The organism is Sphingomonas sp. DC4900 (assembly GCF_049896485.1).
In the GTDB taxonomy this organism is placed as follows: Bacteria; Pseudomonadota; Alphaproteobacteria; order Sphingomonadales; family Sphingomonadaceae; genus Sphingomonas; species Sphingomonas aquatilis.
This window is the reverse complement of record NZ_JAFCUK010000001.1, coordinates 484,264-508,033: the sequence shown is the minus strand read 5'-3', so window position 1 is coordinate 508,033 and position 23,770 is coordinate 484,264. Positions and strand designations below refer to the sequence as shown.

At 66.5% G+C, this 23,770-nt stretch carries 22 protein-coding genes and 1 tRNA gene; 10 read left to right on the top strand and 13 right to left on the bottom strand.

Annotation, left to right across the window (positions count from 1 at the left end; translation table 11 throughout):
• Nucleotides 1–110 precede the first annotated feature (110 nt).
• Complete coding sequence (locus ACP690_RS02490) at nucleotides 111–827, top strand: PAS domain-containing protein (RefSeq protein WP_426260011.1); 717 nt, start codon at nucleotides 111–113, stop codon at nucleotides 825–827.
• 9 nt (nucleotides 828–836) lie between these two features.
• Here the strand turns inward: ACP690_RS02490 and ACP690_RS02485 are convergent, their stop codons facing one another.
• The 4 genes from ACP690_RS02485 to ACP690_RS02470 form a co-directional block, all read right to left on the bottom strand.
• Nucleotides 837–1,154 carry a hypothetical protein gene (locus ACP690_RS02485; protein ID WP_147035382.1) on the bottom strand — a complete coding sequence of 106 codons (318 nt, stop codon included), beginning with the start codon at nucleotides 1,152–1,154 and terminating at the stop codon, nucleotides 837–839.
• A 93-nt stretch (nucleotides 1,155–1,247) separates the two neighbouring features.
• Nucleotides 1,248–1,433: a hypothetical protein gene (locus tag ACP690_RS02480; RefSeq protein ID WP_017980078.1), complete on the bottom strand. Its 186-nt coding sequence runs from the start codon at nucleotides 1,431–1,433 to the stop codon at nucleotides 1,248–1,250.
• Nucleotides 1,434–1,516: 83 nt separating this feature from the next.
• On the bottom strand, nucleotides 1,517–2,470 hold the full coding sequence (dapF, locus tag ACP690_RS02475; RefSeq protein ID WP_426260028.1) for a diaminopimelate epimerase: 954 nt from the start codon (nucleotides 2,468–2,470) through the stop codon (nucleotides 1,517–1,519).
• Nucleotides 2,471–2,538: 68 nt separating this feature from the next.
• Nucleotides 2,539–2,970, bottom strand: a complete 432-nt coding sequence (locus tag ACP690_RS02470) for a DUF6456 domain-containing protein (protein ID WP_426260010.1) — start codon at nucleotides 2,968–2,970, stop codon at nucleotides 2,539–2,541.
• A gap of 93 nt (nucleotides 2,971–3,063) precedes the next feature.
• Between ACP690_RS02470 and ACP690_RS02465 the strand changes: the two genes are divergently transcribed.
• Together ACP690_RS02465 and ACP690_RS02460 are read left to right on the top strand one after the other, a co-directional pair.
• Nucleotides 3,064–3,627 (top strand): helix-turn-helix domain-containing protein, encoded by a 564-nt coding sequence (locus ACP690_RS02465; protein ID WP_043060836.1) that lies wholly within the window; start codon nucleotides 3,064–3,066, stop codon nucleotides 3,625–3,627.
• 181 nt (nucleotides 3,628–3,808) lie between these two features.
• The gene (locus tag ACP690_RS02460) at nucleotides 3,809–5,656 is read left to right on the top strand and encodes an ABC-F family ATP-binding cassette domain-containing protein (protein ID WP_426260009.1); all 1,848 of its coding nucleotides are present in this window, start codon (nucleotides 3,809–3,811) and stop codon (nucleotides 5,654–5,656) included.
• 18 nt (nucleotides 5,657–5,674) lie between these two features.
• Here the strand turns inward: ACP690_RS02460 and ACP690_RS02455 are convergent, their stop codons facing one another.
• Nucleotides 5,675–6,766, bottom strand: a complete 1,092-nt coding sequence (locus ACP690_RS02455; protein WP_426260008.1) for an esterase-like activity of phytase family protein — start codon at nucleotides 6,764–6,766, stop codon at nucleotides 5,675–5,677.
• 321 nt (nucleotides 6,767–7,087) lie between these two features.
• Between ACP690_RS02455 and ACP690_RS02450 the strand changes: the two genes are divergently transcribed.
• The 3 genes from ACP690_RS02450 to ACP690_RS02440 all read left to right on the top strand — a co-directional run bounded on the left by ACP690_RS02450 (nucleotide 7,088) and on the right by ACP690_RS02440 (nucleotide 8,757).
• A complete protein-coding gene (locus ACP690_RS02450; protein WP_063686519.1) occupies nucleotides 7,088–7,429 on the top strand; it encodes an ArsR/SmtB family transcription factor in 342 nt (113 codons plus the stop codon).
• Nucleotides 7,430–7,693: 264 nt separating this feature from the next.
• Nucleotides 7,694–8,380 carry a hypothetical protein gene (locus ACP690_RS02445; RefSeq protein WP_426260007.1) on the top strand — a complete coding sequence of 229 codons (687 nt, stop codon included), beginning with the start codon at nucleotides 7,694–7,696 and terminating at the stop codon, nucleotides 8,378–8,380.
• Nucleotides 8,381–8,406: 26 nt separating this feature from the next.
• Nucleotides 8,407–8,757: a VOC family protein gene (locus tag ACP690_RS02440; protein WP_063686523.1), complete on the top strand. Its 351-nt coding sequence runs from the start codon at nucleotides 8,407–8,409 to the stop codon at nucleotides 8,755–8,757.
• Between the two features lie 225 nt (nucleotides 8,758–8,982).
• Here the strand turns inward: ACP690_RS02440 and ACP690_RS02435 are convergent, their stop codons facing one another.
• On the bottom strand, nucleotides 8,983–9,258 hold the full coding sequence (locus tag ACP690_RS02435; RefSeq protein WP_426260006.1) for a DUF3297 family protein: 276 nt from the start codon (nucleotides 9,256–9,258) through the stop codon (nucleotides 8,983–8,985).
• 93 nt (nucleotides 9,259–9,351) lie between these two features.
• Entirely contained in the window at nucleotides 9,352–9,723 is a 372-nt protein-coding gene (locus ACP690_RS02430; RefSeq protein WP_294216098.1) for a hypothetical protein, read from the bottom strand.
• Nucleotides 9,724–10,035: 312 nt separating this feature from the next.
• Between ACP690_RS02430 and ACP690_RS02425 the strand changes: the two genes are divergently transcribed.
• A complete protein-coding gene (locus ACP690_RS02425; RefSeq protein WP_426260027.1) occupies nucleotides 10,036–12,360 on the top strand; it encodes a TonB-dependent receptor in 2,325 nt (774 codons plus the stop codon).
• 487 nt (nucleotides 12,361–12,847) lie between these two features.
• On the opposite strand, the gene typA is transcribed toward ACP690_RS02425, so the two are convergent.
• A complete protein-coding gene (gene typA, locus ACP690_RS02420) occupies nucleotides 12,848–14,689 on the bottom strand; it encodes a translational GTPase TypA (protein WP_017980090.1) in 1,842 nt (613 codons plus the stop codon).
• A 138-nt stretch (nucleotides 14,690–14,827) separates the two neighbouring features.
• Entirely contained in the window at nucleotides 14,828–15,832 is a 1,005-nt protein-coding gene (locus ACP690_RS02415; protein WP_426260005.1) for a PQQ-binding-like beta-propeller repeat protein, read from the bottom strand.
• Nucleotides 15,833–16,760: 928 nt separating this feature from the next.
• Here ACP690_RS02415 and ACP690_RS02410 point away from each other — a divergent pair.
• The 3 genes from ACP690_RS02410 (at nucleotide 16,761) to ACP690_RS02400 (ending at nucleotide 20,556) form a co-directional block, all read left to right on the top strand.
• A complete protein-coding gene (locus ACP690_RS02410; RefSeq protein ID WP_043060855.1) occupies nucleotides 16,761–17,978 on the top strand; it encodes a toxic anion resistance protein in 1,218 nt (405 codons plus the stop codon).
• A 7-nt stretch (nucleotides 17,979–17,985) separates the two neighbouring features.
• Nucleotides 17,986–18,729 (top strand): hypothetical protein, encoded by a 744-nt coding sequence (locus ACP690_RS02405; RefSeq protein WP_244056755.1) that lies wholly within the window; start codon nucleotides 17,986–17,988, stop codon nucleotides 18,727–18,729.
• 66 nt (nucleotides 18,730–18,795) lie between these two features.
• A complete protein-coding gene (locus ACP690_RS02400) occupies nucleotides 18,796–20,556 on the top strand; it encodes a histidine kinase famiy protein (RefSeq protein ID WP_426260004.1) in 1,761 nt (586 codons plus the stop codon).
• A 12-nt stretch (nucleotides 20,557–20,568) separates the two neighbouring features.
• Here ACP690_RS02400 and ACP690_RS02395 read toward each other — a convergent pair.
• From ACP690_RS02395 to ACP690_RS02380, 4 genes are all read right to left on the bottom strand, one after another.
• Nucleotides 20,569–20,644: transfer RNA gene (locus tag ACP690_RS02395), tRNA-Val, on the bottom strand.
• A 58-nt stretch (nucleotides 20,645–20,702) separates the two neighbouring features.
• The gene (locus ACP690_RS02390; RefSeq protein ID WP_426260003.1) at nucleotides 20,703–21,716 is read right to left on the bottom strand and encodes a MarR family winged helix-turn-helix transcriptional regulator; all 1,014 of its coding nucleotides are present in this window, start codon (nucleotides 21,714–21,716) and stop codon (nucleotides 20,703–20,705) included.
• A 109-nt stretch (nucleotides 21,717–21,825) separates the two neighbouring features.
• Nucleotides 21,826–23,334 carry an NAD(P)(+) transhydrogenase (Re/Si-specific) subunit beta gene (locus ACP690_RS02385; protein ID WP_426260002.1) on the bottom strand — a complete coding sequence of 503 codons (1,509 nt, stop codon included), beginning with the start codon at nucleotides 23,332–23,334 and terminating at the stop codon, nucleotides 21,826–21,828.
• Nucleotides 23,335–23,436: 102 nt separating this feature from the next.
• Nucleotides 23,437–23,736: an NAD(P) transhydrogenase subunit alpha gene (locus ACP690_RS02380; RefSeq protein ID WP_043060847.1), complete on the bottom strand. Its 300-nt coding sequence runs from the start codon at nucleotides 23,734–23,736 to the stop codon at nucleotides 23,437–23,439.
• Nucleotides 23,737–23,770: the final 34 nt, after the last annotated feature.

Below are 23,770 nucleotides of genomic sequence, written 5' to 3'. Positions count from 1 at the left end.
TTATGAACGTCCAGACCAACGTATTTCACTGCCTCCGTCATGACTCGTCTCCGCTGCTGACAAATCCATCATCAGCATCTCAGATTCGAGCCTCCAAGGCTCCGGCAGTCATGGGGTCTATGCCGTATCGATCAGGACATATCGGCCATGCGCTGATCAACCGCCGCAGGGACATCGTCGACATCGACGACGGTTATGCCGCGCTTGTCGGCATCGGGCGCGATGCGGTGATCGGACGTCCGGCGAGCGAATTCGCCCATCCGACCGAACGGCTGATCGCGGACGCGTTCCTGGAGACCGCGTGGCGCGATCCCAGCCAAAAAACGCATCGCGGCACGCTGCGCTGCATGCAGGCCGATGGCGGCGTCGTCTGGATCAACGTCTCCGTCTCGCGGCTGGGCCAGGGTGACGCCGCCGTGCTCGTCCTCAGCGCCCGCCTGCTCTGCCGCCATGCCGAAACCGAATCGGTCCATAGCTATTGGCGGATGGCGCGGATGTTCCTGCAGGCGGTCAGTGGCAGCAAGCGCGCGTTCGGCCCAGCGCTGGCCGGCAATCCCGCCTGCGAAATCCTGCTGATCGCCTATCTGGCAGAGGCGGAGGCAAGCTCGGTCACGGCCGCCGAACTCGCCAAGCGGATCAGCACGTCGCAGGCGCTCGCCAACCGCTGGATCCTGGCGCTGATCGACGCGGGTTTCGCCGAAATGGAGGCACCGGGCGCGCTCGGCCCTCAGACGCCCATCCGCCTGTCGCCGCTCGCGCTGTCGCAGATCGAGGCGCTGTTCAGCTCGCTTGGATCGGAATTGAAAGGCATGCGCGTTCCCGCCTGAGCGGCACGCTCAGCCCCGCGCCTCGCGCAACCGGCGCAAGGCCAGGCGCGCCCGCGCCAGCCACCCGGCTGGCGGCGGTGGCGCCAGCGGCCGCAGCAGAGGTTCGAATTCGTGTGGTTCGAACGGCACGCGCGACAGATCGAGCATCAGCCCGGTGACGTCGCGGCTCAGCGTCGCATGATTGTCGGCGTCGAAGGTTGCGCGCAACGCGACCGCCACCGGGTATAATTTACCCTCCGGGCCGTCATCGGCCCGCGTGCCCGTCCATGCTTCCGTATCGCCCGGACCATGCCCACCGGGCGTCGGGTCTTGCGCCTCGTCCGCCATTCCTACCTCGCTCCCCTGCAACGCATGGGAATCGCGAGGGTTCACCCGGTCCGTGTCACGCCACGCACGGCACCGACCGGCTCGCCGCGAGGATCAGGCGGCGTCGCCCTCGTCGGCGGGCGCCGCGGCGGCATCCTCGGCCGGGCTGCCATAGCAGCGGTCCAGATAATGGTTGGCGATGATATAGTGCGCGCGCACCGCCAGCGGATGGGTGGCGCGCTGCGCCAGTTCGAGCTCGGTTTCGGCCCGGTCGTAGAAATAGTTCGAATCGTCACGCATCGTGATACTTTTCTCTAAGCGGTACAGGAGGATGCGCCCAAAAGGGCGACCCTCGCCTTCAACTGGATCAGGTCTGGGACGGGTCAGCGGCTCGCGGCGTCGGCTAACTGCGCCCAGGCGGCGATCTCCGCGTCGGCATGACCCTCAACGCGCAAGCTCCCCGCCTGCTCCGTCATCAGGTCGATGTCGACCGATCCACGCCATTCCCAGGTCGCATTGCCCGACAGGCTGACCATCGCATCCTCTGCGACGACCGCGCGCACCAACCCGCCCTTGTTGAACACCGTGATCGGCGCGCCATAGGCCAGCCGCCCGGTCAGGCAGGCGGCGAAGCTCGACGCCGCCATCGCGCTGCCGCAGCTGTCGGTCAGCCCGACGCCGCGCTCGAACGTCCGCACGAACAGATCGCCGCCGCGCACCTCGACGAACGACACATTGGCGCGATTGGGCAACCACGCGGGTGCCGCTTCGCACCGCTCGCCCACGGCGACCAGCTCCGCCTCGTCCACCGCATCGACGAACGTCACCAGATGCGGGTTGGGCATCGATACCGCGGTGAACAATCGATCGCTATCCAGCGGCGGCACCACCGCTTCGACGATCCGCGATCCGGCGCCGGTCAGCGGCCAGTTCGCGACGTCGAGGCCCGCCGGCCCCGCCGTCTCGCGCACCGTATAGACGCCTGGCGCCACATCGGCATCGCGTTCGACATAGGCGGTCGACGTCTTCAGCGACACATCGGCGGCGTCGATCCCCAGCGCCTCGAACCCCGCCCGCGCCACGCAGCGCAAGCCGTTCAGACACGTCTCCGCCTCGCTGCCATCCGAATTGAACATGCGCATCGAAAACGCAGCATTTCCAGCGCCTTGCCCCAGCAGCAGCAGCCCGTCACCGCCCACCGGCCCGCGCCGGTCGGCCAGCGCCCGCGCCACCGCCGCCCAGTCCGCATCGGTGAGCGACAGCGCACGCGCGTCGATCAACGGAAAGTCGTTGCCGGACCCATGACATTTCACGACGTCGAACCGCACTGCACCCATCCCGTCATCGGCACGTATCCGTGCCACTTATGTTCTGCTTGGCGCGCGCCCTACACCCACGCGCGCCGTCAGGCCAGCCGGTAATGATCGGCCAGCCGGTCGAGCGCCAGCGTCAGCACCAGCCGCCCCGATCGCACCGGCCAGCCCAGCGCCTTTTCCGCCACCGGCAGCGCCTCCCCCGCACAGATCGTCCGCCACGCAATATCGGACAGGCCCTTGCCCGCCGCGTCGAGCGCCGCATCGAACCGCCGCTTCGCCGCGATCTGCGCGGTCGTCGGGTCGAGGCCCTCGCCCGCCCCGCCATCGACGCGCGCGCTCCAGCGCATCGTCACCCGCGGCCCCAGTGCCGCCGTTTCATAGTCGCCGCGCAGCCGCTCGCCCGCCTCGAACTGCCGCGCGTCCACCATCCCACGTGCCTTCAGCCACCCCAACGGTGATTCCGCGACGTTCACCCGCACTCGCCGCGCATCGCCGATCGTCCGCTCCGCCAGCTCCCGCATATCCCGCGTTCCTTCGCTTTCCGAGTCGCGGGGGCTTGCCATATCGCGCACGTTGTAGGACAGCGAAATAACCACACTGGTTAGAGAGCCGCCATGATTACCGCGATCCGTCAAGTACGTAGGGCCAAGGGACTGACCCTCGAAGAGGTCGCGCAAAGGTGCGTCCCTCCAACAACCGCCCAGACGATCGGCCGTCTCGAGACGGGGACGCGGACGGTTTCGGTCGACTGGCTGAACCGCATCGCGGCGGCGCTGGAGGTCGCACCCGCCGATCTGGTGACCTTGCCCGAACGCACCGCGCTGCCGGTCGCCGCGACGCTCGACAGCGACGGCACCCACGTCCCCCGCCGCGAAATGACGCTCCCCGCACCGCAGCCGAGCAACGGCGGCATCGCCATTTCGGTGACCGGCAGCGTCGGCGATTATCGCGCCGGCGACGAAATCTGGTGCGACCTGCGCGCGCCCGACGGTTTCGCCCAGGCGCTCAACCGCGACATCCTGCTCCCCGAACCCGCCGGCCGCTTCCTCTTCGCGCGGCTGATCGGCATCGATGGCGAGGCGTTGCTCGTCCTGCCGCCCACGCCCGCCGCCCGCCCGGTCTCGATCCCCTCGCCCCCCTGGATCGCGCAAGCCGTCCGCCTGATCCGGTCGTTGTAATAGGGTTCACGCAAAGCCGCGAAGCCGCAAAGGGCGCGCCGCAGGCTCTCATCCGCTAGCCCCCTTCGGGCACACCGGCGGCGCCAAGCCCCCCCCTCTTCGCGCCTTCGCGTCTTCGCGTGAACACCCCGCCTTCCCGCCCGCTTTAGCTGCAACGCAACATCTGCTATGGGCCTCGCCCATGCTCAACCTCAACGGCATCACCGTGCGCCTCGGCGGCCGCACGATCCTCGACGGCGCATCCGCGGCGCTGCCGCCCGGCAGCCGCGTCGGCCTGATCGGTCGCAACGGCGCCGGCAAGTCGACGCTGGTCCGCGTCATCGCCGGCATGCTGGAGCCCGACGACGGCAGCGCCGACATGCCCAAGGGCGCGCGCCTCGGCTATATCGCGCAGGAAGCCCCCTCGGGCACCGCCACGCCGTTCGACACCGTCCTCGCCGCCGACGTCGAGCGCGCCGCGCTGATGATCGAATCGGAGACGTGCGAAGACCCCGACCGGCTCGGCGACGTCTACGAACGCCTGATCGCGATCGACGCCTATACCGCCCCGATGCGCGCCGCGCAGATCCTGCTCGGCCTCGGCTTCGACGAAGAGATGCAGCAGCGCCCCCTCGACAGCTTCTCGGGCGGCTGGAAGATGCGCGTCGCGCTCGCCGCGCTCCTGTTCTCGCAGCCCGACCTGCTGCTGCTCGACGAACCGTCGAACCACCTTGATCTTGAAGCGGTGATGTGGCTCGAGGATTTCCTTGTGAACTACAAGGCGACGATCGTCGTCGTCAGCCACGAACGCGATTTCCTCAACAACGTCGTCGACCACATCCTGCACCTGCAGAACGGCAAGATCACGCTCTACGCCGGCGGCTACGACAGCTTCGAACGCCAGCGCGCCGAGCGCATGGCGCAGCTCGCCGCCGCCAAGGCGAACCAGGACGCGCAGCGCGCCAAGCTGCAGGATTACGTCGCCCGCAACTCGGCCCGCGCCTCCACCGCCAAACAGGCGCAGAGCCGGCAGAAGATGCTCGCGAAGATGCAGCCGATCGCCGAACTCGCCAACGATCCGACGCTGTCGTTCGACTTCCCCGATCCCAGCGAGCTCCGGCCCCCGCTCATCACGCTCGACATGGCCTCGGTCGGCTATGCCGACACGCCGATCCTCAAGCGCCTCAACATGCGCCTCGACCCCGACGACCGCGTCGCGCTCTTGGGCCGCAACGGCAACGGCAAGACAACGCTCGCCCGCCTGCTTGCCGCGCAGCTGACGCCGATGGACGGCGAGATGAACGCCACCGGCAAGATGAAGGTCGGCTATTTCACCCAGTATCAGGTCGAGGAACTCGACGCCGACGACACGCCGCTCGAACACATGACCCGCATCATGCGCGGCGCCAGCCCGGCGGCGGTGCGCGCGCAGCTCGGCCGCTTCGGCTTTTCGGGCGATAAAGCGGTGGGCAAGGTCGGCAAGATGTCGGGCGGCGAAAAGGCGCGCCTCGCGCTCGCCCTCATCACCCGCGACGCGCCGCATATGCTGATCCTCGACGAACCGACCAACCACCTCGACGTCGATGCGCGCGAAGCCCTGATCCAGGCCCTCAACGCCTATTCGGGCGCCGTCGTGCTGGTCAGCCACGATCGCCACATGCTGGAAATGACCGCCGACCGCCTCGTGCTGGTCGACGGCGGCACCGCGAAGGAATTCGACGGCAGCCTCGACGATTACATCGCCTTCGTCCTCGCCGGCGACAAGCAGCCCGAGGAGAAGGGCAAGAAGAAGGACAAGGCCAAGCCCATCGACCGCGAAGCCGACAAGGCGCGCCGCAAGGCGATCCGCGACGCGGAAGCCGAGATCGCCAAGCTCACCACCGAACGCAACGCGCTCGATCGCGCCATGTTCGATCCCAAGACCGCCGAACCGCGCTTCGCCAAGCTCGCCATGGGCGACCTGATGAAGCGCCGCGCCGACGCGCAGGACCGCATCGACGCGCTCGAGGCGCAATGGCTGGAGGCGACCGAGGCGCTCGAGGCGGCGTAACCGCCACCGACGGACCCGCTACCGCAGCGGGTCCGCCCCCGGCCAGGCGAAGGCGAGGAACTGCGTCGTCTCCTCCGGATTGAAATTGTCGTCCGCCACCAGGATCAGCGTGCGCCGCCCGTCCGGCAGGCGCGGGCCCCACGCCATCCCCTCCAGATTGTCGATCAGCACGCCGTCATACCGGCCGGGCAGGTCGAGCAGCACCTCACGCGTCATCGGCACCGCGGCGCAGCGCGGCAGCGCCGGGCACGACAGCACGTCGGTCGTATCGTCGGCGATCCGCGACCGCACGATCCGCGCGCGCACGCCCTGCCGCATATCGAACGGCGCGACGCGCTCGATCGACAGGAAGCGCCGGTCGTCGATCGCCAGCAATTCCGACACGCTGTAGCGCGCATCCGGCACGTCATAGACATATTGGCGCAGCGGCCGCCCGGTGCGCGGATCGAAGCGCGTCAGGCGATGGAGCGCGGGCCCGTTCGCCGTCCCGTCCTCATATGCCGGCACCTCGTTGATCGCGAACACGCCGCCCTTGGGCGCGACCGCCAGCCCCTCCAGCACGCCGTTCGATGCCGCCCCGCGCGTGCGATTGTCCGCGTAGAGATAGGCTGACGGCAAATCGAACTGCCGCAGCACACGGCCCGCCGCGTTGCTTTCGTAGATCGCCGGCTGCACCCGCAGCGCGGGATCCTCGCTCCACGTGCCCTCGGACGACCACAGGATATGCCCGTTCGCCAGATGCCGGATGCCTTCGGGATCGACGACCGCGCGGTCCATCGGGAAGCGCGCGCCCCGCACGTCGCGCAGCGGGGTCTGGCGTTCGACCCGCACCGTCATCGCGCGATGCGCCGGATCGAGCCCGATCGACAGCTGATAGAAGCGCGGCGGGCGGCCATCGCCCTTGTCGTCCGATATGGCAAGATACTGGTCGCCGTGCAGCCGGTCGAGCCCCGACAGTCCGCCGATCGTGATCCCGTCGAACCGGCTGTCGAACGGAATCTGCGTCGTGCCGATCAGCTCCAGGCCCGGTTCGCTGGCGATCGCCGGCCCGGCCGACAGCATCAGCGCGCCCGCCACCATCGCCATCACGGCCCGCCCTGCCCGGTTCATGTCTGCCTCCGACGCTCGTCCAGTGTACACGGGCCGTCACACCCCGACGTCCCGGGCCGACCATGCCGCCGCATTTTGACGGTTTTGCGTCCACCGGCGCCCCGCTCCGCTCTCGAGGCAGACCGTCCCCGCGCCGACCGGGCATCCGCCCCAACGCGGTGATCACTGCGGCCAAGGACGTGCGCCACATATCGATGGCAACGATTGCGTTGCCTAACCGGCGCACGTCGATCATAAGCAACCACAGGGTTGCCAGCACCGCAACCGTTCGGTTGCCCTATCGGCATCCTGACGGTTGCCTGGGCAACCGGGAGGTTGCCGATGTCCGTTCCGCCGTCCGTCGCCAAGCCCGTGCAGGCCGCGCGGCTGTTCGCCATTCTCGGCGATCCCACGCGGCTGCTGCTGCTCGTCACGCTTCGCAGCGGCGTCGCCCGACCGATCGCCCGGCTGGCGACGCATGCGGGCATGACCCGCCAGGCCGTCACCAAACATCTGCACCTGCTCGAACAGGCGGGCCTCGTCACCCGGACCAGCGCGGGGCGCGAAACCCACTATCGCTATGTACCAGGAACGCTCGACGTCGCACGCCAATATCTGGATGCGATCGCCGGCCGATGGGATGCCATGGCCCCACCGGCGGACACCAACGTACCAGATCGGTAATTGCGCGCAACCCTTTTGCGTCTCCCGTCACTAACCTTCAGCGCCAATATGGTTAACGGGTACTTGGCCATGATCTGACCCGCCCACCCCACGCCGACTTTGCGCCTGTGGGCTAGGCGGCCCCTATCGCCGCCGCCAGCGCGCCGCCCAAGCGAACCACCACCACCGCCGCCATGACGCGCGCCGCTCACCAACGACGTTCAGCAACGCGCAAGATTCCACCGCGCAGATTGCCGGTGCCTCGCCCGCGAAGGATGCATGCTCATGCCGCTGCTCGCCCTGCTCCTGCTCGCCGCCTCCAGCCCCGCCGCGCCCCCGCTGCCGGCTACGATCGACCTCACCCGCCCCTTCGCCACCCGCACTCCGTGGGCCCTCGCCGCGACGCAGGGGCCCGCCATCCCCGATCCGATCCTCGGCGACGGCACTGTGCCCGGCGCGGTCCGCCTGTGCCTCGGACATCCCGGTGGCGCCTGCCAGCCCGATATATCGCGCCTGCTCACCCCACCCGGCGGCGCCGATGCCTATGCCGAGCCGCACGACCTGCTCGCCGCGCGCATCGTCCACCCTCGCGACCACGCCCCGCTGCTGCTGCTCCGCGTCGGCAGCCTGCACGGCGCCAACGGCGACCAGCGGATCGCGACCGCGTTGTTCGCCTACGACCGGACCGCCGACCGTTTCACGCCCGTCTTCACGCACCAGACCGGCCGCAACAACAATCAGGAGGTGCGCTACATCGACGCCGGCCCACTCGCCGGCGACATGATCGTCGCGGAGCCGACCCGCATCGCTCCCTTCGCCTATTGGATCACCGTCAGCACGCCCGGCACCGGCGCGCACCCCTATCGACAGCGGCTCCGCTATCGCAGTAGCGTGCGCTACGGCGACGGCGATCCCCGCCCGGTCATCGATGCGGAGATGCCGGCGATCCTGCGGCACCTGCCCAAGCGATAAGCCGTCCCGGCAGGAGGCCGATCCCCATGTCCCATCATGTCGTCGCCATCGTGCCGAGCAGCGATCTCGCCGCCAGCACCGCCTTCTACGCCCGGCTGGGCTTCACCCTCGCGTCCGACTGGGGCGAATATCGCATTCTGGAGGATGGCCGCGGCTGGCACCTTCACCTGCGCCATGCGCCCGGCTGGCCAGCCAATGTCGAGGACAATCCCTTCGGCCTTTACCTCTATGTCGACGACGTCGACGCGATCGCCGACCGGGTGCGCGAGCTCATCATCCTGCCCGACACGCCCCACGCCACCCCCTGGGGCACCTATGAATTCGCGGTCAGCGACCCCACCGGCGTCCTCGTGCGCATCGGCCGCGTTTTGGGCTGACGCGGCGGCGCGTCGATCCACCCGCCCCAAACGTCATCCCAGCGCAGGCAGGGATCGTCCGGTGACAGCGCGCGACCGGAGCCGAGAGAAACCCCAGCCTGCGCTGGGGCTACGGTTTCGGGACGATCGTCACGATTGCCCCCCTCCGTCACACGCATCGCCCAGCAAAAAGGGCGCACCGGTTCCCCGCCACGCCCTCACGGTCTGCCAGTCGCGATCGGGGGCTTACCCCTCGGCGCTATCCTCACCCTCGCCGCCCGGCGCGGGCCGTTCGAACCACGCCTCGACTTCGCCGGTCAGCTTGATCGTCAGCGGGCGGCCGTGGCGGTCGACCTTCTTGCCCAGCGCGACGCGGATCCAGCCGGCGGCGCGGTCATATTCCTCGACGTCGTGGCGCTGCTTGCCCTTGAAGCGGATACCGATGCCGCGCTCCAGCGCGGGCTGGTCGAAATACGGGCTCGACGGGTCGGTCGACAGGCGATCGGGGGGCGTATCGGTCATCCGCGCGCGCTTAACGCCAATGGCGCGCGCCCGCCACGAAAAAGCGGCGCGGGCATCGCTGCCCACGCCGCCTTCCCGACGAAACCGCTGCTATCAGTAGCCGTAGCCATATCCGTAGGACGGATAATTGTAGTTATAGTAGCGCTCGCGCACCACGACCCTCGGCGGGGGCGGCGGCGGAGGCGGCGCATAATAGCGGTCTTCATACACGACGCGCGGCGGGGGCGGCGGCGCATCGTAATAATAACCGCGATCGTAATAGCGCGGACGGTTGCTGCTCGCGATCGCCGCACCGATGCCCAGGCCCAGCACGCCGCCCAGCAGCGCACCGGCCACGGCATCGCCGCCACCACGGTTATAGTGACGATAGCCACCCCAGCGCTGCGCATCGGCCGGCGCCGCGGCGGTCAGCGCGGTGGCGGCGAGCGCCACACCCAATCCTGCCTTCTTCAAAAACCCGTTCATGACGAACCTCCTCACTGACGACGTCCGGGTTGGGCCAAACGCACAACGGTCCGAGCGTGTTGCCTGGGCTCTAGGTGATTCGGGCTGAACCGAGCCGGAATGCGGCGTTCATCCGCGGTTTACCGTCCGACCGGACACATATGTTCACGAAGACGACACAATCCGCGCTTAGTCGCGCGACAGCCGCAGGGGGCGCCATCCGATACGACAGGAATTCGCGAACGGGATCACCCGCGCGCCTGCCACGCGAACATGGTCCCCTCGCGCCAGACCATAAAGGGGAATTTCGTGACGTCTCGCCTGTTCAAGACCATGCTGCTGCTCGGCGCCGCCAGCCTCGCGGCGCCCGCCCTCGCCCAGACGGCGCCTGCGCCCGTTCCCGCGCCGGCCGACGCCGCGCCGCAGGCCGACACCGGCGATCTCGGCGACATCGTCGTCACCGCCGAACGCCGGGCCGAAAACCTGCAGCGCGTGCCGATCTCGGTCGCCGTCGTCGGCGGGCCGGAACTGCGCAATCTCCAGTCGGGCGGCGAAGACATTCTCGCGCTGTCGGGCCGCGTCCCCGGCCTCTATGCCGAAACCACCACCGGCCGCATCTTCCCGCGCTTCTACATCCGCGGCCTGGGCAACATAGATTTTTACCTGGGCGCCAGCCAACCAGTTTCCATCATCCAGGACGATGTTGTTCTAGAGCATGTCGTCCTGAAATCCAATCCCGTGTTCGATGTGCAGCAGGTCGAAGTCTTGCGCGGTCCGCAGGGATCCTTGTTCGGTCGCAACACGACCGCCGGTATTATTAAGTTCGACACGATCAAGCCTTCGCAAACCTGGCAGGGTCGCGTGTCGGCGTCGGCCGGCAGCCTCGGCACATTCACCTATGACGCCGGCGTCGGCGGCCCGATCGTTCAGGACAAGGTCGCCGTCCGCCTGTCGGGCCTGATGCAGCATCGCAACGACTGGGTCGACAACACCTTCGCCGGCTACAGCGCCGACGGCACGCGCACGCCGCAGAAGAATGCGATGGGCGGCTTCACCGAAAAGGACGTGCGCCTGCAGGTCCTGCTGACGCCGACCGACGCTTTCTCGGTCAACGTGTCGGGCCATGCGCGCGGCTATCACGGCACCTCGACGATCTTCCACCGCGCGGCGCTGAAGAAGGGCTCGAACTCGGTCTCGGCCGAACCGCGCGACCGCATCGCGCTCGACGAAGGCAACGACAACCCGCAGGATTACGACACCTACGGCACGTCGGTGAACGCCGCCTATGACTTCGGGCCGGTCACGCTCACGTCGATCAGCGCGTACGAGACGACCTCGGGCTACAGCCGCGGCGATACCGATGGTGGCGCGGCGGTGAACTATCCGTTCAACGGCCGTCCCAACGGTTACGGGCAAAGCCAGGGCAACATCCGCGGCCTCGACCAGTATACGCAGGAAGTCCGCCTCGCGTCGGCCGCGGGCCAGCGCTTCACCTGGCAGGTCGGTGGATTCTACTTCAACCAGAAGGACACCACGGAATTCTACCAACGGTCCTACTTCCTGACCGGCCCGGATGCCCTTGGAAACACGCGCAATCCCAACAACTGGGTGCGTCTGCGCGACGTCAACACCAGCTGGGCGGCCTTCGGTCAGGCCAGCTTCAAGGTGACGCCGGACTTCACGATCACCGGTGGCGCGCGCTATACCGAGGATCTCAAGAAGACCGCGCTCGTGAAGCCCGTCTATGATGTTACCGGCACCGTCGACCAGTTCCGCCGCTTCAACCCCACCGCCCCGACGTCGGTGCGCCTCGAGGGCAAGGAGCCGAGCTGGGACGTCTCGGCGCTCTACGCGATCGACGGCCAGAACAGCGTTTACGCCCGCGTCGCGCGCGGCTTCCGCGGTCCGACGATCCAGGGTCGCTCGGCGGTGTTCAACTCGCCGTTCAGCACCGCGAACAGCGAAACGATCACCTCGTGGGAAGTCGGGTCGAAGGGCCTGTTCCTCGACGGGCGCCTGCGCATCAATTCGTCGCTATTCACCTATGTCGTCAACGACATCCAGCTGAACGGCAATGACGTGAACGGCAACGGCGTGCTGTTCAACGCCGACAAGGCCCGCGCCTATGGCGTCGAGATCGACAGCGAATTCCGCCCGATCCCGAACCTGACGCTGACCCTCGGCGCCAGCGCATTGGCCTCGAAGATCCGCGACAAGCGCGTCTATGCGCAGGTCTGCATCCTCAACGGCGTGGTCGTCTGCACCGTGCAGAATCCGACGATCAAGGTCGGCGCCAACACCTTCGCGGCGGTCGACGGCAACCCGCTGCCCAACGCCCCGCGCTGGAACCTCGACGCCACCGCCCGCTACGACGTGCCGCTGTCGAACGGCGGCAAGCTGTTCGCCGCGACCGACTGGAACATCCAGGGTTATACGAATTTCGTGCTCTACAAGACCGCGGAATTCTATTCGAAGGGCAATTTCGAAGGCGGCCTGAAGATCGGCTACACGACGCCGGACGACAATTACGAAGTCGCCGCCTTCGCCCGCAACATCACCAACGAAAAGAACCTGAAGGGCGTGATCGAAAACTACATGGCCGCAGTGTTCAACGAACCGCGCATCATCGGCGTCTCGGTCAGCGGCCGGTTCAAATGAGCGATTGCAACTGACCTAAAGCAGGGGCGGCACCGCAAGGCGCCGCCCCTTTTTTGCGCCCCGCCGCCGCCCCAACCACACCGTCACCCCGGACCCGTTCCGGGGTCCACCGGGCCGCCAGGGGGCGGCAAGAGGCGCAAAACGTCCCTGGCCGTAGAGTACCCGTCCGGGATGACGGGAAGCTCAAGACACCTTCCACCCGCCCCATCGGCAAGCGCCCACGCCCGACAAGTGATCGCCACCGACGGCAGAGCGCGGCACCGCAACGCGTCGCCCTATTTCTGCGCCCCGTCCCCCGCTAACCCTCCCCCGTCACCCCGGGCTCGACCCGGGGTCCCGCTTCTTCTTCTCCGCCCCGCCGAAAAGCGTCACCCCAGGTCAAGCCCGGGGTGACGGAGTGGATGGGACACCGCCCCGCCCACCGCACACAAAAAAGAGGGCGCCCGATCGCTCGGACGCCCCCTCCTCAAACCCAAACCCGAAAGCGTTACGCCGCCATCTTGGCGCGCGACGCCTTCTTGCGCTCGTGCGGATCCAGATGGCGCTTGCGCAGGCGGATCGACTTCGGCGTCACCTCGACCATCTCGTCGTCGTCGATGTACGCGATCGCCTGCTCCAGCGTCATCTTCTTCGGCGGCGTCAGGCGGATCGCATCGTCCTTGCCGCCCGATGCGCGGAAGTTCGTCAGCTGCTTCGCCTTCATCGGATTGACCTCCAGGTCATCCGTCTTGGCATTCTCGCCGATGATCATGCCTTCGTACAGCGCCTCGCCGTGGCCGACGAACAGGATGCCGCGATCCTCGAGCGGGCCGAGCGCATAGCTGTTCGCCTCGCCCGCGCCGTTCGAGATCAGCACACCGTTCTTGCGGCCTTCGATCTGGCCCTTGTGCGGACCATAACGCTCGAACAGCCGGTTCATGATGCCGGTGCCGCGCGTGTCCGACAGGAACTCGCCGTGGTAACCGATCATGCCGCGCGAGGGCGCGGAGAAGGTGATGCGCGTCTTGCCGCCGGTCGACGGACGCATGTCGGTCAGCTCGGCTTTGCGCAGGTTCATCTTCTCGACGACGGTGCCCGAATGCTCCTCGTCCACGTCGATGATGACGGTTTCGTACGGCTCGGTCTTCTTGCCGTCCTCGTCCTCGCCGAACAGCACGCGCGGGCGGCTGATGCCCAGCTCGAAGCCTTCGCGGCGCATCGTCTCGATCAGCACGCCCAGCTGCAGTTCGCCGCGGCCGGCGACTTCGAAGCTGTCGCGATCGGCGGCTTCGGTCACCTTCACCGCGACGTTCGATTCCGCCTCGCGGAACAGACGGTCGCGGATCATGCGGCTCGTCACCTTGCTGCCCTCGCGACCCGCCATCGGCGAATCATTTACCGCGAAGCGCATCGACAGCGTCGGCGGATCGATCGGCTGCGCGTGCAGCGGCTCGCTGACGGTCGTGTCGGCGATCGTGTTGGCGACCGTCGCGACGGTCAGGCCGGCGAGGCTGATGATGTCGCCCGCGCTCGCTTCGTCGACCGGCACGCGATCGAGCCCGCGGAACGACAGGATCTTCGACGCGCGGCCCGTCTCGATGATGTTGCCGTCGGCGTCGAGCGCGTGGATCGCCTGGTTCGTCTTCACCGTGCCCGAATTGACGCGGCCCGTCAGGATGCGACCCAGGAAGTTGTCACGGTCGAGCAGCGTCACCAGGAAGGTGAACGGCGCGTCCTTGTCCAGATTGGGCGGCGGCACGTGGTTGACGATCGTCTCGAACATCGGGATCAGCGTGCCTTCGCGCGCGTCCATGTCGGTCGAGGCATAGCCGTTGCGGCCCGAGGCATAGAGCACCGGGAAATCGAGCTGCTCGTCGTTCGCGTCCAGCGACACGAACAGGTCGAATACCTCGTCCAGCACCTCCTGGATGCGCGCATCGGGACGGTCGACCTTGTTGACCACGACGATCGGCTTCAGGCCCAGCGCCAGCGCCTTGCCGGTCACGAACTTCGTCTGCGGCATCGCGCCTTCCGACGAATCCACCAGCAGCACGACGCCGTCGACCATGGAGAGAATACGTTCGACTTCACCACCGAAGTCGGCGTGGCCCGGCGTATCGACGATGTTGATGCGCACGGTCTCGCCGCCGCCGGGAGGCGCCCAGTCGACCGAGGTCGGCTTGGCGAGAATGGTGATCCCGCGCTCCTTTTCGAGGTCGTTCGAATCCATCGCGCGCTCTTCGACACGCTGGTTGTCGCGGAAGGTGCCGGACTGGCGGAAGAGCTGATCGACCAGCGTCGTCTTGCCGTGATCGACGTGCGCGATGATCGCCACGTTGCGGAGGCTCATGGGAATTCCTGATCTATAGGGTATCGCGGGCGCCCATAGCCGAAATGTTGCGTCGCGGGAAGGGGGGCGGGGGCGGGGATGGATGACGGAGTGATCCTTGCGCCGATCATCGCCCCCCGCCGCCGTACGAGCCGAAACCTATCTGAGCTTCACCGCGTGCAGACCCGTCTTGGTGGAAATGATCAGATACCCATCCGGCGTGATGGCCAGGTTGCCGCCGAATGCCGTTGTCCAGGTAGGCGCCGGATTACCGCCATTCAGATCTACGGCGAACGTCGTTGCCGCATTCGCGACGAACAGATGGCTGTCGGTGACGATCACATTGCTGGTCAGGTTACCGCTGCCGCCCACGTTGATCGAGCTCGTGACCAAGCCGGTGAGCACATCGATCACGTCGACCATCGTGCTGGAGGACCGGACGGCATAGATTTTGCCACCCCGGACTGCAGGCTGTCCAGTATAGCTATAACTGGTACGCCACATTGGCTTGGCGGCATTGAGGGCGAAACCGATAAGCGGCAACGATTTACCGAACATATAATTGTCTGCATAGGTAAATACGTGGCCATTACCGTCCAGCATCGGAGCGCCGTCATATTCCCCGAAGTAACTTATGTAATTTTGCGAAAAGAACGGGTTTTGAATGCTTTGCAGAAGATTTCCATCCCGACCTAGGATCGAAAGCGACCCAACGCGGAAAAAGTAGACGTATTTTTGATCGACGGCGACACTCTCCCCCTGCATGACATAGCCGCCATACTGCGTACTGTCCAAGTTACGCCAGATTTTGTCTCCCGTGGCGGCGTTCGCGGCGAACACGACGTTGCCATAATACCCTGATGTGAAAAACAATTCATCTCCAACGGGCGTTACGACGCTACCGTTACTGAATTGTGCATCGTACGTTACCGTACTGACGTACCCACCGTTCGAAGCATTGATCACCTGAAACGGTGCGGCAGATGATGTGTTATTCGGCGCCATCGATATTACGCGACCATTCGCGTAGGCTGGACCGAATGGCATCGTATTTGGGTAAACATTGTTTCCGCCAAGATCGAAACCCCACAGCGACGCGCCGCTCGTGGTCGATACGGCCTGCGTGTAGATGTGGCCGTCCGCCTGCAGCACATTGTAGAACACGCTTCCCGCCCGTGCCGCGACATCGCTAGGAGGTTTGGGAGTCGTAATCGTCCAGGCGTCGGCGAATTTTGCGGCTGTATAGCTCCCGGCAACATAACCCGTATGTCCCGGGTCACCCTGCAGGGTCGACCAATTGCCATCGCTGGGGATGGGGGATGAGATCGGCAGCGTTGCCGATGTCGGCGTCGGGGTTGGAGTCGGCGCTGGAGTGGGCGTGGGCGTAGGAGCGGGTGTCGGCGTCGGGGTGGGCGCCGGCGTAGGGGCTGGCGAGGGAGCCGGTGTAACGCTCACCGCCCCACCCGCGCTTGATCCATCGCTACCGCCGCATGCGGTCACCAAAGCGAGCAGGGGAAGCAACCCCAATTTCGAATATTTCATATATCCCCCGATAATGACCATTCGAGTGAAGGGTCTTCGCAACATTAACAGCCGAAAATGGATCGACAAGCATTCGACAACGTCGGTCGACGATTTTACTATCGAGAGCTTTTCGCTCGCGCGCGCTTGCAATATTTATCGGCTCGTTGTTGATAATAATGCTAAAGTCATCCCTTGGGCCTTCAACGGGGGTGAGCCGCCGGATCGGGCGCGATCGTTCCAAAGGTGCGCATGGCCGCCATATGCTTCGATCGTCACCGACGACCAAGTGGACGCCGACATCCCACCGTATCGCAACCCCGCTGTCCTACACGCCCCGGATCCGCTATACCGCCGCCATGGCCACGCCCACCCTCGCCCTGTCCTTGCCCGGCAGGCGCAGCACGGGTGGCGTTTCCGGACGTAACGCACCGTCCACTTCGTCCACTTCCGCGACCCGAATCACCCCCGGCATCGCGCGCCAGCGTATTATTCACATGACACACTTGAACCCCGCCCCCGCAACCGGCACATTGCGGGGCAACGGGCCGATGCCCGCTGGAGGACGATGATGGCGACGAGCGCCGATACCTTGAGCGCACCTACGCAACCGGGGCTGGTGCTGACCCCGCCCGATCCCGTGCCGACCGTGCAGGCCGAGCGCGCCGCCGGGCTCGTGCCGATCGACGATGCCAAGAAGACGCAGCTCGAAACCCGCGTCGACACCTTCGTCCGCGATCTCGTTGCCGAGGACGTCAACAGCCCCGAATTCGGCAAGCGCGTCGATGCGATCACCGCGATGGGCGCGAAGGAAATCCGCGAGGCGGCGGGCCAGTCGAACCGCTTCCTCGATCGCCCGATCCGCGCGATGGACAAGGAAAGCGGCGTCGGAGCCGATCTCGCGCAGCTGCGCCGGGTGATCGAAGACCTCGATCCCGGCCGCAAGGGCGCGCTCAGCGGCCCCAAGAAGATTTTCGGCATCATCCCCTTCGGGTCGAAGATGCGCGACTATTTCGAAAGCTACCAGTCGTCGCAGACGCACATCAGCGCGATCCTGAAGAACCTTGCGTCCGGCAAAGATGAGCTGCTGATGGACAATGCCGCGATCGATACCGAACGCGCCAATCTGTGGGGCGCGATGGGGCGGCTCGAGCAGATGATTCACCTCAGCAAGGCGATGGACGCCAAGCTGGAGGAGACGGCCGCCGACCTCGACCACACCGACCCCGCAAAGGCGAAGGCGATCCGCGAAACCGCGCTCTTCTACACGCGCCAGCGCACGCAGGATCTGCTGACGCAGATGGCAGTGACGGTGCAGGGCTATCTCGCGCTCGACCTCGTCAAGAAGAACAACGTCGAACTGGTGAAGGGCGTCGATCGCGCCAGCACCACGACCGTGTCAGCACTGCGCACCGCGGTGACGGTGGCGCAGGCGCTGACCAACCAGAAGCTGGTGCTGGAATCGATCACGCAGCTCAACACGACCACCGCCAACATCATCGATTCGACCGGCAAGCTGCTGCGCAGCAACACCGCCGCGATTCACGAACAGGCCGCCGCCTCGACCATCCCGCTGGAGACGCTGCAACGCGCCTTCCAGAACATCTACGACACGATGGATGCGATCGACACGTTCAAGATCAAGGCGCTCGATTCGATGAAGACCACCGTCACCGCGCTCGGCAGCGAGGTGGAGAAGTCGAAGGGCTATATCGCGCGGGCGGAAGGCGCCGCGCAGGGCGCGTTGAAGGGTCCGTCGACCGACAGCTATCGCCTGGAGTCGCTGTGAGACTGGCATGACCGAGGTCGACGAACAGATCGCCCGTGCCCGCGCGACGATGGCCCGGATCAGCGAGGACTATCGCGGGCCCGTCGCCGAAAAGCTCGGCACCGTGTATCGCGCGCATGGCAAGCGGCTGAAGCGCAAGGCGGTCGGTGTCGGCACGCGCTTCGCGATCATCTGCGCCGTCAACGCGATCATCCTAATCGCCGCGGCGGTGGCGGGCATGGTCGTGCCGCTTGGCCTGTTCGGCGGGCTCGCCGTGCTGCTGCTGATGGCGGCGGTGACGATCGCGATCGCCATCGCGCCGGCCGCCCGCGCGCCGAGCGAAAAGGTGCTGCGCGAAACCGACATCAAAACGTTGCCCGCCAAGACCGAACGCTGGCTCGATGCGCAGCGCCCGATGCTGCCTGCGCCGGCACGCGGGCTGGTCGACCAGATCGGCGTCCGCCTCGAAACGCTGTCGCCGCAGCTCGGCCGGCTCGATGGCCGCGAGGAAGAGGCCTATGAGGTCCGCCGCCTGATCGGTGAACAGCTGCCCGCCTTCGTCACCGATTACGCGCGCGTTCCCGAACCGCTCCGCCGCGTCGAGCGCAACGGCCGCACGCCCGACGCCGAACTCGTCGCCGGCCTCAAGCTGATCGAGCAGGAGATCGCCGACATGACCGCGCGGCTGGCGCAGAACGACCTCGACAGCCTGTCGACGCGCGGTCGCTATCTGGAGATCAAATATCGCGACGAGGGTGGCGATCGACCATGATCGGTGGAATAAACCAGTCACGGTCGCGACTTGCCTGTTGGGGCCGACTGGGCCATGCCCGAATCCATGGCTGATGACTCCCAGCACCCCACTGAACGCACCGCGTCCGACGCGCCCCTGATCGGACAGGCGACCGGAGTCCCCTCCGCCGGCTCGATCGACAGCGGTCACGACGACCCGATCGGCCGCCCGGGCCTGCATCACTGGCGCGAAAGCACGATCACGCGCCCCGGCCTCGACGATCGCGGCAACGTCTTCTTCGCCGCGATCGAGATGACGCGGATGCCGATGATCCTGACCGATCCCAATCAGGACGACAATCCGATCGCCTTCGCCAACAAGGCCTTCCTCGACCTGACGGGGTATGAGGAAGCCGAGGTGTTGGGCCGCAACTGCCGCTTCCTGCAGGGGTCGCAGACCGATCGCGGCGCCGTCGCCGAATTGCGCGAGGCGATCGAGGCCCGCCAGTCGATCGCGCTCGAACTGCTCAACTACCGCCGCGACGGCTCGCCGTTCTGGAACGCGGTGTTCATCGGCCCGGTTTACGACGTCGAGGGCAACCTCCTCTATTTCTTCGCCAGCCAGCTCGACGTCACGCGCCGCCGCAACGTCGAACAAAGCTATCGCCAGGCGCAGAAGATGGAATCGATCGGCCAGCTCACCGCCGGCCTCGCGCACGATTTCAACAACCTGCTCCAAGTGGTGAACGGCAACCTCGACCTGCTGTCCGCGGTCACCGACAGTGACAAGGCCAAGCGCTACGTCGCCGCGGCGCAGTCGGCCGCCGAACGCGGCGCCAAGCTGACGCGCCAGTTGCTCGCCTTCGCCCGCAAGACGCGGCTCGAACCGCGTGCGATCGATCTCAGCCACCTCGTCACCGAGTTCAGCGAGGTGATCGAAAGCTCAGTGTCGAAATACGTCGACCTGCACCTCAGCCTGCGCCGCGGGCTGCCGCACGTCGTCGTCGATCCCGATCAGCTCGAAATGGCGCTGCTCAACATCGTCAACAATGCCCGCGACGCCATGCCCAATGGCGGCGAGGTGACGATCGGCACGCGCCGCCTGTCGCTCACCCCTGAAACCGCGCGCGAACTGGCGCCCGGCGACTATGTCGTGCTCGAGGTGAAGGACGAAGGCACGGGCATGCCGCCCGAGGTGCTGGAACGCGCGGTCGAACCGTTCTTCACGACCAAGGGCGTCGGTCAGGGCACGGGGCTCGGCCTCGCCATGGCCAGCGGGTTCCTGCGCCAGTCCGGCGGCCGCCTCGATATCGAGAGCGAGGACGGTCGCGGCACCAGCGTCATGATGATCTTCCCCGTCGCACGCCCCAGCGAAGAGGCGGGCACGTCCGATGCCAGCGTCGACGCGCTGAACGCGGCACCGGCCCAGCCGCGCGGCTATGTCGAACATGTGCTGATCGTCGAGGACAATGACGAAGTGCTGGCGGTCGCGAGCGAGATCCTGACGAGCGCTGGTTATCGCGTCACCACCGCGATCAGCGGCGAACAGGGCCTCAAGACCTTCGACAAGGTCCATCCCGACAACCATATCGACCTGCTGTTCACCGATCTGGTGATGCCGGGCGGCATGAACGGCCTGATGCTGGCCGATGCGGTGATGGAGCGCGATCCCAGCGTCTCGGTGCTGCTGACCACCGGCTATAACGAGGAACTGGTCGTCAACGGACCCCGCAAGCGCGCCACGGACGTGCTCAGCAAGCCCTATCGGCGCACCGAATTGCTCGACCGGGTGCGCCAGGCGCTCAACCGGCGTGGCAGCGGCGGTCCGCGGCGGACGCCATCGGACTTCGGGGCGGCACAGGCCTGATCATCGGGGGGATGGTGGGCGCTGACGGGCTCGAACCGCCGACCCTCTCGGTGTAAACGAGATGCTCTACCAACTGAGCTAAGCGCCCCCTCTCGGGGAAGTCCGCCCTGCCAAAGCCGGAGCGGAACCGCAAGAGGGAAGCGCACTCACGCCTTCCGCGCCGCCACCAGATAGGCGCGCATCGCCTCGCTGGCGCGGGGCGACAGGGTCATGAAGGCGCGGCGGCGGTCGACGGGGTCGGGGTGGCGGACGAACAGGCCCATGTCGGTCATGCGGGCGATCCAGCGCAGCGCGGTGGTCGGCGCGACACCTGCGGCGATGCACAGGCTGGACACGCTGACGCGATTGCCCTCCAGCTCGGCGGCGAACAGGTCGAGCAGCATGTCCCACGCCGGGTCCTCGAACAGCCCCTCGCCGATGAACTGGCCGAAGAAGCGGCTGCGCGACTGGCGCAACTGGATCACGCGGCGCACCTCCTGCGGCGTGACGACCTGACCGCCGGGCGCAGGCTCGCTGGCGAAGCTGCGGCGGCGATCGGCGAGGTCGCGGGTGCCCGGGCCACCCTCCGCCGGCGCGGTATGGGAGAGGAGGCCGGCGGTGATGCGCGAGATTTGCGCGATCCCTTCGGCCATGCGGCGGATGTGCTGGTCGTCTGATTCGGCGCCCTGCGGGCTGTAGGCGTGGCGATCGTCCTCCACCCGGTCGGGCATGCTGTCGTTCAGCATCAGCGCCCGGGGCAGTGCCGCCTGGGCCAGCGCCAGCGCGCGCTGCGGGATGGTGGCGTCGCAGAGCAATTCGACGGGGGCATCCATCAAATGGCGGGCGACGAGATCGATCTGGTCCGTGGCGAAGGTGACGACGGCGCGCGTTTCCATGGCGTCGAGGAAGCGGCCCAGCGCAGGCAGCGCCTGTTCCAGCCGTTCGGGAGCCACGCCGCCCGCCTCCGCCAGCACGACGGGCGCGGCGACGACGGCGGCGAGGCCCGCCTCCACCTCGGCCCAGGCGATGCGCCGCAAGGGCCGTCCCCCGGCGGCGGCGATCGCCGCGTCGGCGGCATCGCCCATGTCGCTGTCGGCGATCAGCAGCATCGCGCGGCCGCGGTGTCTGTAGCAGCCGGCACCACCCTGCCCCGCCCATTCGGTAAACGTCGCCTTCCCCATGGCGGCACGATACGCGGGCCGGGGGCGGGATCGCGGTCAGTCACCTCCATTTCCGAGGTAAATGGCGCCCAAATGCCATTTACATCCAAAATGGAGACACCCGGCGCCATCAGTCGAGCGCCTTGACGATCTCCTCCACCATCTTCTTCGCATCGGCGAGCAGCATCATGGTATTGTCCATGTAGAACACGTCGTTATCGACCCCGGCATAGCCGACGCCGCCCATCGAGCGCTTGATGAACAGCACGGTCTTCGCCTTTTCGACGTCGAGCACGGGCATGCCGTAGATCGGCGAGGATTTGTCCGTTTTGGCCGCCGGGTTGGTGACGTCGTTGGCACCGATGACGAAGGCCACGTCGGTCTGCGCGAATTCGGAGTTGATGTCCTCCAGCTCGAACACCTCGTCATAGGGCACGTTCGCTTCGGCGAGCAGCACGTTCATATGGCCCGGCATGCGGCCCGCGACGGGGTGGATCGCGTATTTCACACGGACGCCATGCTCCTTCAGCTTGTCGGCCATTTCACGCAGGACGTGCTGTGCCTGTGCGACCGCCATGCCGTAGCCCGGCACGATGACGACCTGTTCGGCCTGGCTCATCAGGAAGGCAGCGTCTTCTGCCGAGCCGCGCTTCCACGGACGGTCGACCTTGTCGCCACCGCCGCTCGCCGCGGCCTCTGCCCCGAAGCCGCCGGCGATGACGCTGATGAAGCTGCGGTTCATCGCGCGGCACATGATGTAGCTGAGGATCGCACCCGACGAGCCGACCAGCGCACCGGTGATGATCATCGCGCTGTTGTGCAGCGTGAAGCCCATCGCCGCCGCCGCCCAGCCCGAATAGCTGTTGAGCATGCTGACGACGACCGGCATGTCCGCGCCGCCGATCGGGATGATGAGCAGGAAGCCGATCGCGAAGCTGAGGATCGTGATCGTCCAGAAGATCCAGGGGCTCTGATCCTGCGTGAAATAGGCGACGAGCAACAGGATCGCGGCGAGCACGGCGAGGTTGATCGCGTGGCGGCCGGGCAGCAGGATCGGCTTGCCGCCCATGTTGCCGTTCAATTTCAGGAAGGCGATGACGCTGCCCGAAAAGGTGATCGCGCCAATCGCGACGCCGAGGCCCATTTCGACCCGGCTGACGCCATGGATGACGGCAAAGGGCTGGCCGATCATCGGGATCACCATGTCGGCGATGCCGAAGGCGATGGGGTTGAGGAAGGCGGCGCAGGCGACGAGCACGGCGGCTAGGCCGACGAGGCTGTGGAAGGCGGCGACGAGCTGCGGCATCGCAGTCATCGCGATACGGCGCGCGGTGGTGATGCCGATGACCGCGCCGATGCCGATCGCGGCGAGGATTTCGAGCATCGTGACGTAATCGACGCGGCTGAGGATCGCCGTGTAATCATAGGTCGGCGTCGCGCCGGTCACGAGCAACTGGTCGATCGGCACATGCGTCACCAGCGTCGTGACCACGGCGATGGTCATGCCGATCATCCCGAAGCGGTTGCCGCGCTGGCTCGACGTCGGCGACGACAGGCCGCGCAACGCGAGGATGAAGCACACCCCGGCGATCAGATAGGCGAGCGCCGCGAACGAGCTGCCGGCGGTTGCGTGTTCCATCCTGTTCCCCCTCGTCACCCCGGCCTTGAGCCGGGGTCCCGCTGTCTTGTCCCACTGCCAGAAGAAGCGGGACCCCGGGTCAAGCCCGGGGTGACGAATTGCCTAGTGTTTGGCCGGCGCCGGCCGGTCCTTCTTCTTGTACATGGCAAGCATGCGGCTGGTGACCGCGAAGCCGCCGAAGATATTGATGCTGGCCAGCACCACGCCAAGCAGCCCCAGCCATTTCGACGAGGCACTGCCCGCCGCCGCGCCGGCGATCAGCGCGCCGACGATAATGACGCTGGAGATGGCGTTGGTCACCGCCATCAGCGGCGTATGCAGCGCCGGCGTGACCGACCAGACGACATAATATCCAACAAAGCAGGCCAGCACGAAGATCGAGAGGATCGCGACAAAGTCCATGATTCAGCTCCCGACTGTTTCGGCGCGGCGTACC

Bases quoted from the DNA above. Each gene is read 5' to 3' on its own strand.
- ACP690_RS02490 (WP_426260011.1), top strand. From the start codon at position 111: ATGGGGTCTATGCCGTATCGATCAGGACATATCGGCCATGCGCTGATC.
- ACP690_RS02485 (WP_147035382.1), bottom strand. From the start codon at position 1,154: ATGGCGGACGAGGCGCAAGACCCGACGCCCGGTGGGCATGGTCCGGGC.
- ACP690_RS02480 (WP_017980078.1), bottom strand. From the start codon at position 1,433: ATGCGTGACGATTCGAACTATTTCTACGACCGGGCCGAAACCGAGCTC.
- dapF (WP_426260028.1), bottom strand. From the start codon at position 2,470: ATGGGTGCAGTGCGGTTCGACGTCGTGAAATGTCATGGGTCCGGCAAC.
- ACP690_RS02470 (WP_426260010.1), bottom strand. From the start codon at position 2,970: ATGCGGGAGCTGGCGGAGCGGACGATCGGCGATGCGCGGCGAGTGCGG.
- ACP690_RS02465 (WP_043060836.1), top strand. From the start codon at position 3,064: ATGATTACCGCGATCCGTCAAGTACGTAGGGCCAAGGGACTGACCCTC.
- ACP690_RS02460 (WP_426260009.1), top strand. From the start codon at position 3,809: ATGCTCAACCTCAACGGCATCACCGTGCGCCTCGGCGGCCGCACGATC.
- ACP690_RS02455 (WP_426260008.1), bottom strand. From the start codon at position 6,766: ATGAACCGGGCAGGGCGGGCCGTGATGGCGATGGTGGCGGGCGCGCTG.
- ACP690_RS02450 (WP_063686519.1), top strand. From the start codon at position 7,088: ATGTCCGTTCCGCCGTCCGTCGCCAAGCCCGTGCAGGCCGCGCGGCTG.
- ACP690_RS02445 (WP_426260007.1), top strand. From the start codon at position 7,694: ATGCCGCTGCTCGCCCTGCTCCTGCTCGCCGCCTCCAGCCCCGCCGCG.
- ACP690_RS02440 (WP_063686523.1), top strand. From the start codon at position 8,407: ATGTCCCATCATGTCGTCGCCATCGTGCCGAGCAGCGATCTCGCCGCC.
- ACP690_RS02435 (WP_426260006.1), bottom strand. From the start codon at position 9,258: ATGACCGATACGCCCCCCGATCGCCTGTCGACCGACCCGTCGAGCCCG.
- ACP690_RS02430 (WP_294216098.1), bottom strand. From the start codon at position 9,723: ATGAACGGGTTTTTGAAGAAGGCAGGATTGGGTGTGGCGCTCGCCGCC.
- ACP690_RS02425 (WP_426260027.1), top strand. From the start codon at position 10,036: ATGCTGCTGCTCGGCGCCGCCAGCCTCGCGGCGCCCGCCCTCGCCCAG.
- typA (WP_017980090.1), bottom strand. From the start codon at position 14,689: ATGAGCCTCCGCAACGTGGCGATCATCGCGCACGTCGATCACGGCAAG.
- ACP690_RS02410 (WP_043060855.1), top strand. From the start codon at position 16,761: ATGGCGACGAGCGCCGATACCTTGAGCGCACCTACGCAACCGGGGCTG.
- ACP690_RS02405 (WP_244056755.1), top strand. From the start codon at position 17,986: ATGACCGAGGTCGACGAACAGATCGCCCGTGCCCGCGCGACGATGGCC.
- ACP690_RS02400 (WP_426260004.1), top strand. From the start codon at position 18,796: ATGGCTGATGACTCCCAGCACCCCACTGAACGCACCGCGTCCGACGCG.
- ACP690_RS02390 (WP_426260003.1), bottom strand. From the start codon at position 21,716: ATGGGGAAGGCGACGTTTACCGAATGGGCGGGGCAGGGTGGTGCCGGC.
- ACP690_RS02385 (WP_426260002.1), bottom strand. From the start codon at position 23,334: ATGGAACACGCAACCGCCGGCAGCTCGTTCGCGGCGCTCGCCTATCTG.
- ACP690_RS02380 (WP_043060847.1), bottom strand. From the start codon at position 23,736: ATGGACTTTGTCGCGATCCTCTCGATCTTCGTGCTGGCCTGCTTTGTT.